Source organism: Bacteroides sp. AM16-13, from assembly GCF_003602705.1.
In the GTDB taxonomy this organism is placed as follows: Bacteria; Bacteroidota; Bacteroidia; order Bacteroidales; family Bacteroidaceae; genus Bacteroides; species Bacteroides xylanisolvens.
Genome location: NZ_QTLK01000001.1, coordinates 27,712 through 42,524 on the forward strand (window position 1 = coordinate 27,712; position 14,813 = coordinate 42,524).

General features: G+C 40.0%; 10 protein-coding genes. 7 read left to right on the forward strand and 3 right to left on the reverse strand.

Features of this window, described 5'->3' with window-relative positions:
• Positions 1–295: 295 nt before the first annotated feature.
• Entirely contained in the window at positions 296–1,261 is a 966-nt protein-coding gene (locus tag DW173_RS00155; RefSeq protein ID WP_158593280.1) for a tyrosine-type DNA invertase cluster 3b, read from the reverse strand.
• A gap of 275 nt (positions 1,262–1,536) precedes the next feature.
• Between DW173_RS00155 and DW173_RS00160 the strand changes: the two genes are divergently transcribed.
• The 3 genes from DW173_RS00160 to DW173_RS00170 are packed head-to-tail and all read left to right on the forward strand — an operon-like array spanning position 1,537 to position 6,078.
• Positions 1,537–3,756: a reverse transcriptase family protein gene (locus DW173_RS00160; RefSeq protein WP_004313585.1), complete on the forward strand. Its 2,220-nt coding sequence runs from the start codon at positions 1,537–1,539 to the stop codon at positions 3,754–3,756.
• Positions 3,734–4,378, forward strand: coding sequence for a hypothetical protein (locus DW173_RS00165; protein WP_004313586.1), 645 nt, complete (start codon positions 3,734–3,736; stop codon positions 4,376–4,378). Before DW173_RS00160 ends, DW173_RS00165 begins: the two co-directional genes overlap by 23 nt.
• Positions 4,375–6,078 carry a response regulator gene (locus tag DW173_RS00170; RefSeq protein WP_004313587.1) on the forward strand — a complete coding sequence of 568 codons (1,704 nt, stop codon included), beginning with the start codon at positions 4,375–4,377 and terminating at the stop codon, positions 6,076–6,078. The genes DW173_RS00165 and DW173_RS00170 overlap by 4 nt, the downstream gene beginning before the upstream one ends.
• Before the next feature lie 95 nt (positions 6,079–6,173).
• Here DW173_RS00170 and DW173_RS00175 read toward each other — a convergent pair whose 3' ends face one another.
• Positions 6,174–7,145: a type I phosphomannose isomerase catalytic subunit gene (locus DW173_RS00175; RefSeq protein WP_004313588.1), complete on the reverse strand. Its 972-nt coding sequence runs from the start codon at positions 7,143–7,145 to the stop codon at positions 6,174–6,176.
• Between the two features lie 312 nt (positions 7,146–7,457).
• Here DW173_RS00175 and DW173_RS00180 point away from each other — a divergent pair, with 312 nt between their 5' ends.
• The 3 genes from DW173_RS00180 to galK all read left to right on the forward strand — a co-directional run bounded on the left by DW173_RS00180 (position 7,458) and on the right by galK (position 11,180).
• The gene (locus DW173_RS00180) at positions 7,458–8,555 is read left to right on the forward strand and encodes an aldose epimerase family protein (RefSeq protein WP_008021915.1); all 1,098 of its coding nucleotides are present in this window, start codon (positions 7,458–7,460) and stop codon (positions 8,553–8,555) included.
• A gap of 52 nt (positions 8,556–8,607) precedes the next feature.
• The gene (locus DW173_RS00185; protein WP_004307295.1) at positions 8,608–9,918 is read left to right on the forward strand and encodes an MFS transporter; all 1,311 of its coding nucleotides are present in this window, start codon (positions 8,608–8,610) and stop codon (positions 9,916–9,918) included.
• A 107-nt stretch (positions 9,919–10,025) separates the two neighbouring features.
• The gene (gene galK / locus DW173_RS00190; RefSeq protein WP_004297463.1) at positions 10,026–11,180 is read left to right on the forward strand and encodes a galactokinase; all 1,155 of its coding nucleotides are present in this window, start codon (positions 10,026–10,028) and stop codon (positions 11,178–11,180) included.
• Between the two features lie 119 nt (positions 11,181–11,299).
• Here galK and DW173_RS00195 read toward each other — a convergent pair whose 3' ends face one another.
• Positions 11,300–13,282 carry an alpha-L-arabinofuranosidase C-terminal domain-containing protein gene (locus DW173_RS00195; RefSeq protein ID WP_074708529.1) on the reverse strand — a complete coding sequence of 661 codons (1,983 nt, stop codon included), beginning with the start codon at positions 13,280–13,282 and terminating at the stop codon, positions 11,300–11,302.
• Positions 13,283–13,659: 377 nt separating this feature from the next.
• Here DW173_RS00195 and DW173_RS00200 point away from each other — a divergent pair, with 377 nt between their 5' ends.
• On the forward strand, positions 13,660–14,799 hold the full coding sequence (locus DW173_RS00200; protein WP_004309169.1) for an aldose epimerase family protein: 1,140 nt from the start codon (positions 13,660–13,662) through the stop codon (positions 14,797–14,799).
• Positions 14,800–14,813: the final 14 nt, after the last annotated feature.

Sequence of the window (14,813 nt, forward strand, 5' to 3'; positions counted from 1 at the left end):
GGACAATACATACACAGGACACACATCTCAACAAAAAATGGAAATCACATATAGAAATAGGGCATAAGAAGGAAACAGCCTAATACTCAACGGGAAGAATTCAGAGATTAGGCAATAAAAAGTATAGGGCATGAAAATAATCTTATTTCATGTTCGGATAGTTTTTTTCCTATATTTTAGATAAAACGAAAAAAAATGGAAGAATATTTGCTTACTATTTATGTTTTTGTCTATCTTTGCGTCAAATTTAAGTTCCGTTACCTAAGAAGTAACACACATATATCAGTCCTGATTATTAGAACTTTACACTTTTATTTCTGCCTACACAACAGTTTCTTACGTAAGATAAATTCCCTTTATTTACCTCCGTACGTTCTTTAAGCTCAAAGCCTTTCAAATAGATTTGTGTGGTTTTTATAGATTTATGGCCCAATGATTCACTAATCATTTCAATGGAGACTCCCCGATACTTCGCAGTCATTGCCCAGGAATGACGAAGCGTATAGGAAGTGACAGGAGATTGCAAATGCAAGGTTCTTGCCAAATCCTTCAGATTATTATTAAATCGACGAAGAGCGGACTGATATTCCCGATAACCTCTTTCATCTTTCCGTTTCTTATCCCCACGAAGAATATCAAACAGATAATCCGGACAATCGGGGTGAGAACTTTCCTTACTACGGAGCTGGTTAATCATTTCCTTTGCTGTATTCAGCACTTCCACGCTCATCGGAGTTTTGGTTTTGATACGGTTGTATCGCAACACATTCTGATTCAAAGCCGACTTCTCCAAATGGGCTAAATCGGCAAATGACATTCCACAAAACTGAAACATCAAGGCAGCGATAGCTTGCGTACGACGTAAACGCTCCGATTTTGGATCTTCATACAGAAGCTTATGCAATTCCGTAGCAGGCAGAGCCTTTTTCTGGCGGACATCCACACCTGTATAAACATCATGAAACAGTCGCGGCACGTATGGCGCACTGCCCGCTTCCACTCCACGGTTATAGATACTACGAAGCATACGCATATACGTAGAAATCGTATTGGGCTTCAAGCCACACTCATAAAGATACTGACCGTAACGCCGTAAACGCTCACGGGTGACCAGTCTGAACGACACGTTAGACGTGCCGCAAAATTTGCTGAAAGAAAAGAGGGCATTCTTGTAGACATGCGCCGTAGAATGCCGTCCCTCCTTTCGCAAACGACCGATGTAGAATTCCGCACACCGGCTAAATCCATTTTTGTTCCTCATTACATCATTAATTATTTGGTATATTATGCCATTTGGCAAGTGGCAAAAGAACGAAAAACTTTCTAATTCTTTCCTATTTCAAACGAAAATCTTATCTTTGCAGCAAGGAAAGTATGCTATTACATAAATTGAATTTAGCAAGCTGGTTAAGAAATTAACAGATCGGCTTGATGTCTTCTTCGGAAGACTATAGGTTTTATCATTTGCCGTAGTCGCAGACTGCTCTGCGTGCTCGTTTATACATAAAGAATTTTTTAGTATACTTTCCTCTATTAATGACAGAGCAAGAAATTAAGATACGTCAGCAAGTAGCTCAGTCTTTTCAAGATATAAAGACTGTTGCAGATTTGACTAAACTGATGAATGAGGTTTGGTCATACTTATGCAAAGGTGTACATAAAAGAATTCCACTAAAAGACGTGACCTATTTTAGTAATTATAAATTGGCTAAAGATGCATATTACAAGTTTTTAATTCCTAAAAAAAGCGGAAAAACACGTGAAATACAAGCACCCATAAAAGATTTAAAACGTCTGCAAATATGTCTGAACTTTATCCTGTCCAGTCTCTATCACCCTCATCCTTCCGCTAAGGGTTTTATTTTGGGACAAAACATAGGTGACGCAGCAAAACCACATGTAAGAATGCCTTATGTTTTTCATTTAGATTTAAAAGACTTTTTTACTTCTATTTCTCTTTATCGGGTAAAGGCCTGTCTTACATTACCTCCATTCAATCTGAATGGAGATAAAGAAAGAATAGCTTATTGTATTGCCAATATATGTTGTACTAATGACGGCAACAGAGCCTTCTTACCTCAAGGCGCACCGACTTCTCCCATTTTATCTAACATTGTAAGTCTGCGTCTGGATCGTAAACTTACCGGACTTGCCAAAAGATTCAGTGCTAGATATACACGCTATGCAGATGATATAACTTTTTCATCCTATCAGGACATCGCAAACAACACAGAGTTCCAGCAAGAACTAGTCAGGATCATTTCGGGACAGAACTTCCAAATTCAACCTTCCAAAACCAGAGCAGAAGGCAGAGGCTACAGACAGACTGTTTGCGGCTTAACGATCAATGAAAAGGTAAATGTCTCAAAATCGTATGTCAAAGAGATTCGGTTATATTTATATTTATGGGAACGATATGGATACGAACGCGCGCAGATGTATCTCGATTCAGATATAAAGAAAACGAAAGACAACTGTTCTGACATTCCTCAATTATCCAACTATTTAAGTGGAAAAATCCAATATATGCGGATGATAAAAGGAAATGGTGATACTACTTATAAAACATTGCAAAATAAATTTATTTACTTATATATTCCTCAGTGGAAAGAATGGAAAAAGAATATACTCGACTTCTGTGATGCGGTACAGAACTCTAAATTAAGTATAGAAGAGCTAAATAAATGGTATAAAACAATTAGTACAAACATCAACATACACCTGCTAAAAGACACACCCCTCTATACTTCACTTACCAAAGCTCTGTCTTGTTTAACTTTAAAAGCATCTGATACTCCCACACAGACTGTCTTTAAGGAACAAATACACAATGCCACACTACTACCATCCTTTTTATATGAGAATTTCAGCAAAAACGATCCGCTCAAATTTATCACTCATATCTGGGATGGAAATGCTGACAATTGCAAATTTGAAGGATATGAGGATTTTATCCGAAAGGAACAAATTGCATTTAAAGAGATAACCGAACGTTTTAAAACAATAGATAAGAATCTTTTTTACTGTTTTTACGGTTTTCTACATAATCCCCTCAACAACAGAGGATGGGGGCAATATAAAATAAAATCCGGATGGAGTTCTTCATGGCTAAAAGCATGGTGTTCTGAACATCCGGAACGTTCTCCTTTCGATTGCCCGATTCCGGAAAATAAACGCGAAATAGCAAAAAATGTAAAATTGAACTATTTCAGTGATATCGTAGAACTATTTAAGTCTGAATTTCAGTTCAGGCTGGAGACACATCAACTAAAGAAACTTCTGCGAGAACTAGTCAAGCAATATTTAAATTTCGATTTTCATGTTACTTTTGAACTAACAGACACCAAATTATACACAAACGTATATATGATACGTAATATTCTATCCGACATACTACATGACATGGCACAAAGGAAGCAGTTTCCCAACATTCTCGTAAAAGTAGAAGACCTTGGTTCTGATTATGTAGACATCTTACTTAGTCAACAAGATTCGAATTATTACGCCACTCACCAACAACTGATGCAGGAAATTGAATCAGGAGATTTTTGTGAATGGAAAAGAAAAATGATAAACTTATGCGACTGGTATGTGGAAGCACAATGTAAAGATGGAGTATTCCGCATCAAGTATTTAAATAGTATTCAGTCTGATCGGACAATAGCAGAACCTTTACTTTTAGATGGAGTAAAGGGATTCACTCACCGAATCCGTATATATAAACATTATGCTTATGAAAATCCTAATTATAGATGAAAAGAAAACACGGCGAGAAGAGCTTGCTTCAATAAATAAGGAAGTAAACAACATATTGAAGAACTGTGACCAGCTTCACATCCTGACAGGGAACGAATGTACTTCTTTTATTGAAGAAATTCGTTCCAACAAAGAGACATCCCATATTGCGAAGTATGCAATCATTTGTTGCCACCACACATTTGTGGAAAAAATAGAAGATCAGCTAAAAAAGATATGCCGGAAAAACAGTATTCCACTAATTTTCTTTTCCGGACGTTATTCCTACTCCTACATGAGTGATAATGTATTGCAACTGAGCGTCGACAAATTTTACACACAGGCATTGCCATGCATAGTGCAAGATATAAAAGCAGAAAATCCGCTGATACTTGAAAAAATAGAATTCGGAGAAGATTATGAAGTTGCCATATTAATGAACACAAGAAATAAATTGATAGAATGGCTTGAAGCTGAAGACGACACGCAGACATATTCAGAACTTGATTTAGACAGTTATGTATTAGAATTAGCCAACGATGCTTCGTTAACCGAATGTGTGCATGAAGATAAAGGGTATAATCCGACCCTATTACGCGAACAGATTAATAGTATATCCTCACTTATAAAACAAAAAATATGAAACCTGCCTTGATTTACTATAAAGAAAATGTATTTTCTCAACTTGATTATTTTCAAAACATCCGTTTAGCCACTTCCGGACACACTGTTGATGAAAGATTTTATCTGACATTCAATGACTTATCAGAAAGCTACAACAAAGAAGAAATCACAGCCATTTTCATTATGAACACATTATCTGATAATGCTATAGAATTGCAAGGACTTCAGATGGCACACTATATACGTATTATAACCAGAGGCGAAGGAGTAGGAAAGCTGCCCATTTTCTTAATTGGTTCAGAAAATATCACCGAATTATTACGTCTTTCAGATTATTCCTCCATTCTACAGACTCCGGCGGTGGAACTTTTACCTTATTCTAAAGAAAAAGTGAAAAATGTCATTGACAATATTCATACCTATAAACATCTGGAAAATTATGAAGGATATCTAAAAAAAACTCATATACCTCAACCTAACAACTATCTTTCCCATCATTCTATAACAAGCGAGTGGTCTCTCTACCAATGGTCTAAATGTCTGAATATCAAATCGGCTATAGAAAATCATATTGAAAGGAATTTATATTACAGGTATGTTACATCACAACACCCCGAGTGCGGCGATAAAGTAACGATTGATTATCCTCCATATCCATCAGAATCAGAGTCGGAAAAAAAACGCATTCTTATTATTGATGATGAAGCAGATAAAGGATGGGGTGAACTTTATAAGAGACTATTTTCCCACTACTCCAACATTGAAGTAAATACGCTGAAAGGCTTTGATTATGCATCTGACACCAAAGAAGCCTTACTTCCAAAAGTAAAGGAGACGATTGAAGAAAAACCGTTTGAACCATACCATTTAGTATTACTTGACATCCGGCTACTGCAAGATGACTTTAACAAGAAAACAGACTTCTCCAGCTTTGATGTTATCAATATGTTGCAAACACTTAATAAGGGAATCCAAATTATCATCGTGACAGCCTCCAATAAGGCATGGAACCTACAATATACTTTAAACAAAAATGTATTTGCTTATATCACTAAAGAATCTATTTTTGATAAAAGTTGCTCTAAAGAAAAACTGGAAGAGTTATTAAAACAATCTGTCAATGCAATCTCTAAAAGTCATTTTCTCAAGAAAGTGGCAGAAAATGAAAAAAAGATTTTGGACAGATTAAACGATAAAACAAGCACAATAAGTGTTCCTATTAGAAAAAAGATGCTTGATAATATAAGGGAACAAATAGAAATAGCATGGATCATGTTAACAAATTACCGCTTTGATGAAAGATATCTACGATATGCTTACTTGTCATATTATCAGATTCTAGAACTTTTTGCAGAACCAAGCCCTGATATGTATATCAAAATCAAAAACAAAAAGGATATTTATTGCGAAGATATAAACGGAAATGATATTAATTGTTCTGAAAAGCTAAAAATGATATATGATAAAACCTGGAAGGGCAATTTGATTCAACAAACACAAGGTACTCATAAAGAAAAAGAGTTAGAACTGACACCATACGCACGCATTGGTTCATGGATGTTTGCCCGTACCACAAACCGACATTTCATGACATTATTGGAATTAAACTCTACAAGAAACAACAACACCCATGGAGGAAGTAGCACTTCCAATATTGATTTGGAAAAAAGACTTCTAAAAATGATGGCTCTCATCATCGATTTCATGGATAATGCATAACATTCTACACATTTTATTGCCAATTTTTCCACTTTGCCAAATAATAAGGGACATCCTTCAAAAGAATGCCCCTTTATACTTCCTGTTTCCTAGTTTTATACGTATGTTTCCAACAATTTCACATTTCCTCCTTCAGGAGTGATTGTGATGTCTTGTGTAGTTGCAGGCAACAAAATAGATTCTCCAGCACTAACAGTCAGTTCATTGCCTTCATTGTCTCTCATCTTGCAGGATCCTTCCATACAGATAAAGATCACGAATGAATCGAGTTCGGAATAGTCGCAACTGATTTCTTCAGTCATGTCATACAGAGAAGTCGTGAAGTAGGTGCAGGCAACCAGTTCTACCGGTTCGTCTTTCAGCGGTTCGTATTTAGTGCGATAGTCATCCAACACTTCGTAGTTGATGGCTTCACGGGCTAAGTCGGTGTGAAGTTCGCGGGTTTTACCATTCGCATCTTTACGGTTAAAGTCGTAGATACGGTAAGTAATATCAGAGGTTTGCTGAATCTCGGCGATGAAAGAACCTGCCCCGATGCTGTGTACGCGTCCGGCAGGAAGGAAAAACACATCACCCGGATGGATCTCATATTCCTGCAATACGTCGGTAATCGTATTGTTCAACACGCGTTCTTTATATTCTTTCGGGGTAATCTGTTCAGAGAATCCTGAACGCAATTTAGCTCCTTTGTCGGCATCTACCACATACCACATCTCGGTTTTTCCCATCGAATTATGGCGTTTCTTCGCCAACTCATCTGTTGGGTGTACCTGGATTGACAAATCCTGTTTGGCGTCGATGAACTTAATGAGCAACGGAAATTTGTTGCCGAAACGGGCATAATTCGCTTCACCAACCAGTTCCTCACGATACTTTCTTACCATATCGGCTAAGGTTAAACCTTTATCCGGGCCATTAGCCACTACGGATTCATTGTCCTCAACGCCAGAAATCTCCCAGCTTTCTCCTACTCCTTTCAAGTCAGAGTTCAAATGCTTGAACGGAATAATTTTGTCGCCCCCCCAAAGCGTCTGCTTCAGAATTGGTTCGAATTTTAATGGATACATTTTTGTTTTTCTTGTTATAAACCTAGATTAAATTCGCTCGGATTGTTACAATCCGGGAACAAACATACAAAAAATTGTTCAGTTTTTAAGAAAAGGAGGATGAAAATTCATTTAAGAAAGATTCTTTCGTTTTTATATCGAATATTTTTCAATTCCAATTCTGTATTAACGGCAAGACTTTTGTCATTTCCGAAAAAAACATGAAGTAATAAAGCTAAACTTTCCTAAAGTACCTGTTATATTTAGTCGGAATAATTTGTGAGTAAGAAAGAATTTCCCTTTATTTGCAGGAAATTTTTAATAATACCAGACATGAATAACACATTCCCAACAGAAGGGAATCTATCAGGGCTCAGCCGGAAAGATTTCCAAAAGGATATAAATGATAAGAAAACTGATTTATTTATCCTCAAAAACACAAAGGGAATGGAAGTAGCTGTAACAAATTACGGATGCGCCATTCTTTCTATCATGGTACCGGACAAAAACGGTAAGTATGCCAATGTAATCCTCGGACACGACAGCATCGACCACGTCATCAACAGCCCGGAACCTTTCCTAAGCACTACTATCGGACGCTACGGCAACCGCATCGCCAAAGGAAAATTCACTCTGTTCGGCGAAGAACATGAACTCACAATCAACAACGGACCTAACTCCCTGCACGGAGGACCTACCGGTTTCCACGCTCGTGTATGGGACGCTATACAACTTGACGAGAGCACAGTGCAATTCAACTATGTTTCTGCCGATGGCGAAGAAGGATTCCCCGGCAACCTGGAAGTAGAAATGACCTACCGCCTGGAAAACGAAGTAAACGCACTGACTATCGAATACCGCGCAACAACCGACAAAGCCACAGTCGTTAATCTGACTAACCACGGTTTCTTCAACCTCGCCGGTATCTCCACTCCTACTCCTACCGTCAACGACCACATCGTTACTATTAACGCTGATTTCTATACGCCTATCGACGAAGTTTCTATCCCAACAGGCGAAATTGCCAAAGTAGAGGGTACTCCGATGGATTTCCGCACTCCGCATACCGTAGGCGAACGTATCAATGACAAATTCCAGCAACTGATTTTCGGTGCCGGTTACGACCACTGCTATGTACTGAACAAGATAGAGAGCGGCTCACTCGACCTGGCTGCTACTTGCAAAGACCCAAAAAGCGGCCGTATCATGGAAGTGTATACCACCGAAGCCGGCGTGCAACTCTATACAGGCAACTGGCTGAATGGATTTGAAGGCGCACACGGAGCTACATTCCCTGCAAGAAGCGCTATCTGCTTTGAAGCACAGTGTTTCCCGGATACCCCGAACAAACCGCATTTCCCATCGGCTACTTTGCTGCCGGGTGATGAATACCAACAGATCACTGTCTACAAGTTTGCTGTGGAAGAATAAGATTTGAAAAAACAACTAACCTAATTTTATAAACTAACATTTTTTTTGAACCATGACACAAGAAAAAAAGAACGGTAAAATCATTGCAATCATTACGATGATTTTCCTTTTTGGTATGATTTCATTTGTTACCAACCTCGCTGCTCCTATGGGTATCGTGTTGAAAAACCAGTTTGACGTATCAAACGCATTAGGTATGCTGGGAAACTTCGGAAACTTTATTGCATACGCAGTAATGGGTATTCCGAGCGGTATCCTGTTGCAACGCGTGGGTTATAAGAAAACAGCACTGATCGCAGTAGCTATCGGTTTCATTGGCGTAGGTATCCAATTCTTATCCGGTCATTCAAGCCCGGAAATGGCATTTGCCGTTTATTTGATTGGTGCATTCGTAGCAGGTTTCTCTATGTGTTTGCTTAACACTGTTGTAAACCCGATGTTGAACAAACTGGGTGGCGAAGGTAACAAAGGTAACCAGCTTATCCAGGTAGGTGGATCTTTCAACTCTGTAATGGCTACCATTACTCCGATGTTTGTAGGTATCCTGATCGCCGGATCTATCGAAAAAGCTACTATTTCTCAAATATTCCCTGTGATGTACACTGCTATGGCTGTGTTCGCTTTCGCATTCTTCGTACTTCTGTTTGTACAAATCCCCGAACCTAATGCCAATGCTGCAACAGAGCCTATCGGCAAATTGATGAAGGGTGCTTTAAAGTTCCGTCATTTCATCTTGGGAGCTATTGCAATCTTTGTATATGTAGGTATTGAAGTTGGTGTACCGGGTACTTTGAATCTATTCCTGACAGACCCTGTAGAAAAAGGCGGAGCAGGTATCGCTTCTACTATTTCAGGTTTCGTGGTAGGAACTTATTGGTTCTTAATGTTGATCGGCCGTCTGGCAGGCGCATCACTCGGTGCTAAAATTTCCAGTAAAGCGATGCTTACGTTTACATCTGCACTGGGTTTGATTTTAGTATTCCTTGCTATCTTCTCTTCTACCGGAACATTGGTTAACCTGCCTGTACTTCAACAGAGTGCTACCGGCGGTTTGTCATTCGGTTTTGCTGAAGTACCTATCAACGCTATGTATTTGGTATTAGTAGGTCTTTGTACTTCTATCATGTGGGGTGGTATTTTCAACCTTGCAGTAGAAGGACTAGGAAAATATCTGGCTGCTGCTTCCGGTCTGTTTATGGTACTGGTTTGTGGTGGAGGTATCCTGCCTGTTATCCAAGGTTGGGTGGCTGACATCGCCGGTTTCATGCCTAGCTACTGGGTTATCATCGCCGCACTTGCTTACCTGCTGTTCTACGGCCTAGTAGGTTGCAAAAATGTAAACAAGGATATTCCTGTGGAATAATTTTCGATTTCTGATTTATGATTTCTGAATTGCTCATAATTCAGAAATCATAAATCAGAAATCTCTATATTATTATTATTATTATTCACCTTTAAAATATAAATATCATGGATACAGAATACGTAAGAAGTCGCTTCATTAAACACTTTGACGGAACTACTGGATTTTTATATGCTTCTCCGGGCCGTATCAACCTGATCGGTGAACACACTGACTACAACGGTGGATTCGTATTTCCGGGAGCCGTAGACAAAGGCATGATTGCTGAAATCAAACCAAACGGCACTGATAAGGTTAAAGCTTACTCTATCGACTTGAAAGACTATGTAGAATTTGGTCTGAACGAAGAGGATGCTCCACGTGCCAGCTGGGCAAGATATATTTTCGGTGTATGCCGTGAAATGATTAAACGTGGCGTTGACGTGAAGGGATTCAATACTGCTTTTGCAGGTGATGTGCCTCTGGGTGCAGGTATGTCTTCTTCTGCTGCTTTGGAAAGTACGTATGCTTTCGCATTGAACGAACTGTTCGGTGAAAACAAAATAGATAAATTTGAATTGGCTAAAGTGGGCCAGGCAACAGAACACAACTACTGCGGTGTTAACTGCGGTATCATGGACCAGTTTGCTTCTGTGTTCGGTAAAGCAGGCAGCTTGATCCGTCTGGATTGCCGTTCACTGGAATATCAGTATTTCCCATTCCATCCGGAAGGCTATCGTCTGGTTCTGATGGATTCAGTGGTTAAACACGAACTGGCTTCTTCTGCTTACAACAAGCGTCGCCAAAGCTGTGAAGCTGCTGTTGCCGCTATCCAGAAAAAACATCCGCACGTAGAATTCCTGCGCGACTGTACGATGGCTATGCTGGAAGAAGCGAAAGCTGATATCAGCGCTGAAGACTATATGCGTGCAGAATATGTAATCGAAGAAATCCAACGTGTACTCGATGTTTGCGAGGCATTGGAAAAGGATGATTACGAAACTGTAGGTAAGAAGATGTACGAAACTCATCACGGCATGAGCAAGCTGTACGAAGTAAGCTGCGAAGAACTCGACTTCCTGAATGACTGCGCTAAAGAATACGGTGTAACCGGTTCACGCGTAATGGGTGGTGGCTTCGGTGGTTGTACGATCAACCTTGTTAAGGATGAGTTGTATGACAACTTCGTTGAAAAAACAAAAGCTGCTTTCAAAGCTAAATTCGGCAGAAGCCCGAAAGTGTATGACGTAGTAATCGGTGACGGTTCTCGTAGACTGGAATAAGAATTTATTCGTTATTAAATAAGTAAGAAGGGCGGCTTCCGTGATGGGAGCCGCCCTTACTTTTTACAATTAACAAAAATCTAAAACCTATTGATCTAGTAACATCTAATTAGTTCTACTTATTTCTTCGTGAATTTATATACCGCGAACGTAGTGGGTTCCAGTTCGGTAGTAAACACGTTGCCTTCAATAGATACCGGAGTTTCCTGCGGAACAATGGCAAAAGGTTGTTCAAGTGTATTATCCTTATCCAAATCAAGCGAACGAAGTTTGATACAACGGCCATTAGACAATACATCTTGTTTTTTTAATCCTTCAAAATTCAAGGTAATTGGCTGTATTGTGGCGGAAGTATTGGCAACCTTTACAATCAGTTCATTCTTATCCTTATCGAAAACAGCACTGGCAAAGAGTCCGTTCTGTCCTTCGGCTCCCGTTACATTTTTCTTGTTCATGGTAAGGGGAAGTACATTTGTTCCTTTGTTTTGTGCATACAATTGTTGTACATAATAGCTAGTGGTACGTACAGAATTCAGGTTATCGAACCAAATCATATCAGGACGCCATTGCCATCCTTCCACATGAGCGAAAAGCGGAGCATAGGTAGCCATGTGAACGATGTCAGCATTACGTTCCAATCCGGTCATGAAAGCAGCTTCGAGCAAAGCAGCATGATAATGGTTCCATTTCTTTCCTTTTCCATGGCAGGCATATTCGCCGGCAAAGACTTTCGGACCTTTACGATCGTAGTTATCATAGCGGGCACCTTGTGCCAGGAACCAACTTTCGGGACGATAAAAATGTTCGTCCACCAAATCGGCTTTCAGACGTTTCATTTCAGGCCACAAGTAATCAAATTCTTTTCCTTCGGAATTCGGACCGGAGCTACCTACTATTTTAATTTCCGGGTGAGCTTTACGAATGGCTTTGATAAACGGTTCGAGACGTTCGGGATATTCTTTTCCCCATTGTTCGTTACCGATACCGACAAACTTCAGGTTAAACGGTGCAGGATGTCCCATATCGGCACGTACCTTTCCCCATTTGGTATTCACGTCTCCATTAGCAAACTCAATCAGATCGAGTGCATCCTGAATATAGTTATCCAAATCACAAACGGCTACGTGAGCTTTCGGATCATTATTCTGATATTGGCAGGAAAGTCCGCAATTCAGAATCGGCAGAGGTGCCGCACCCATTTCTTCAGACAGCAGGAAATATTCGTAGAATCCCAATCCATAGCTTTGATAATAATCAGGGAAGAATCGGTGAGTAAAAGTATACTGCCAACGATTTTCATTTAAGGGACGGTTCTCTACCGGGCCAACTGATTTTTTCCAGTCGTAACGAGTCTCCAGGTCGGTACCTTCTACAATGCAACCACCGGGAAAGCGAAAGACTCCGGGATGAATATCCGCCAATGCTTGTGCCAAATCTTTACGAAGACCATTTTCGTGTCCCTTCCAAGTATCAACCGGGAAAAGAGAGACGTGCTCCAAATCTACTGTTCCTTTGGAAGTAAGGAAAATACGAAGTACGGATTTCGGATGAGTACTGCCGGGCTTCAAGATTATCTGGTATTTTTTCCAGTCCTTAGAATCAATCGTAAGATTCCCTGCGACAAGCGCCTGACGTTCGCCCATTGATTGGGTATCTACAAGTTCGATTCTCAATGTTTCTTTCGTACTTCCTTGCGGCAAACGCGCCCAAACGGAGAAGCGATACTCCTCCCCCTTCTTGACACCGATACCAAAGAAACCTTCGTTATCCAATCCGGTATGTTTATGTGCATGTCCGGGGTTAGAAAGGCGCACGTAATGCGGATTGCGTTCAAAAGGGCCATCATTCATTAAGGATACTTTTCCATACGTTTTCCATCCCATCAGGTGTTGTGGAAATTCAAAGGAACGATTCTTCACCAGTTCGGCATAAAGTCCGCCGTCGGCAGCATAGTTGATGTCCTCAAAAAAGAGTCCGTACATAGTAGGTTGGATTTCTGCACCCAGCTTCTTCGTCTGTATCACCAACTCATTAGTTTGCGCATGAAGCGCAAGGTTAGTAGACAAGGCTAATACTGCCAATAAATTTGCGTATCTTCTCATGGTTCTCAATAAAAAATTATATATAGTTAAAATGCAAAGATAATCAGATTCTCTATTTTCCCCGTACCCGATTTTATCATTAACAGGTGTATATCGGTCAAAAAGGATCAAATTCCATTCATTTGCACAATTTTCCATCCGTATCTGATATTTATAATACGAAACCAGATCAAAAAATACCTATTAACCCGCTCTATTATATGAAAAATAAACGGATGGAAAGCGTACATTTATATATATAATAAGGTGTATGGGAAATCATAAAATATACCGTTTATGCTGCATAACATACAAGAGTGTATTTGATACACCAAACAAAAGTGTTACTTTTACACCCAAAATAAGATAAATATCTCATTTACATTAAAAATAAAGCCATGAAAAAACATTTTCTACTTGCAGGATTTGCCGCGCTGATGCTGGTTGCGTGCAATAACAAGCCGGCTTCCGAGCTGACCTTGTCCGGTCTTGATCCGGTAAAATTTCAAACAGAAGTGAACAATGCCAAAACAGCTCTTTACACCTTAAAGAACAAGGCAGGCATGGAAGTATGCATCACTAACTTCGGAGGACGTATCGTGTCTGTCATGGTACCCGACAAGAACGGTAAGATGCAAGATGTAGTTTTAGGTTTTGACAGCATTGCTGACTATATTAATGTACCCAGCGACTTCGGTGCTTCTATCGGACGCTATGCAAACCGTATCAACCAAGGACGTTTCGCATTGGACGGTGACACGATCCAACTGCCGCAAAACAATTTCGGCCACTGCCTGCACGGAGGTCCGAAAGGTTGGCAATACAAAGTTTATGAAGCTAATCTGATTGATCCGACAACGCTGGAACTGACACTTGTCTCACCGGACGGAGACGAAAACTTCCCGGGTAATGTGACAGCTAAAGTGACTTACAAACTGACTGAAGACAACGCTATCGACATCAAATATAGCGCAACTACCGATAAAAAGACGATCATCAATATGACCAACCACTCTTACTTCAACCTGGCTGGTGATCCGTCAAAAGCTTCAACCGACAATATATTGTATGTGAACGCAGACTACTATACCCCAGTAGACAGCACCTTTATGACTACAGGCGAAATCGCTCCGGTGAAAGACACTCCGATGGACTTCACCACTCCGAAAGCTGTAGGCAAAGAGATCGACAACTACGATTTCGTTCAACTGAAGAACGGAAAAGGATATGACCACAACTGGGTACTCAACACAAAGGGAGATCTTTCGCAAGTTGCTGCAAAACTCACCTCACCTGAAAGCGGTATTACTCTGGAAGTATATACCAACGAACCGGGTGTACAGGTTTACACAGGAAACTTCCTCGACGGAACCGTAACCGGAAAGAAAGGCATCGTTTACAACCAACGTGCTTCTGTGTGTCTGGAGACACAACATTATCCTGACAGTCCTAACAAGGCAGACTGGCCTTCTGTTGTACTGGAACCGGGACAAACTTATAATAGTGAATGTATTTTCAAATTTTCTGTAGAGAAATAATATTAACTCATAAA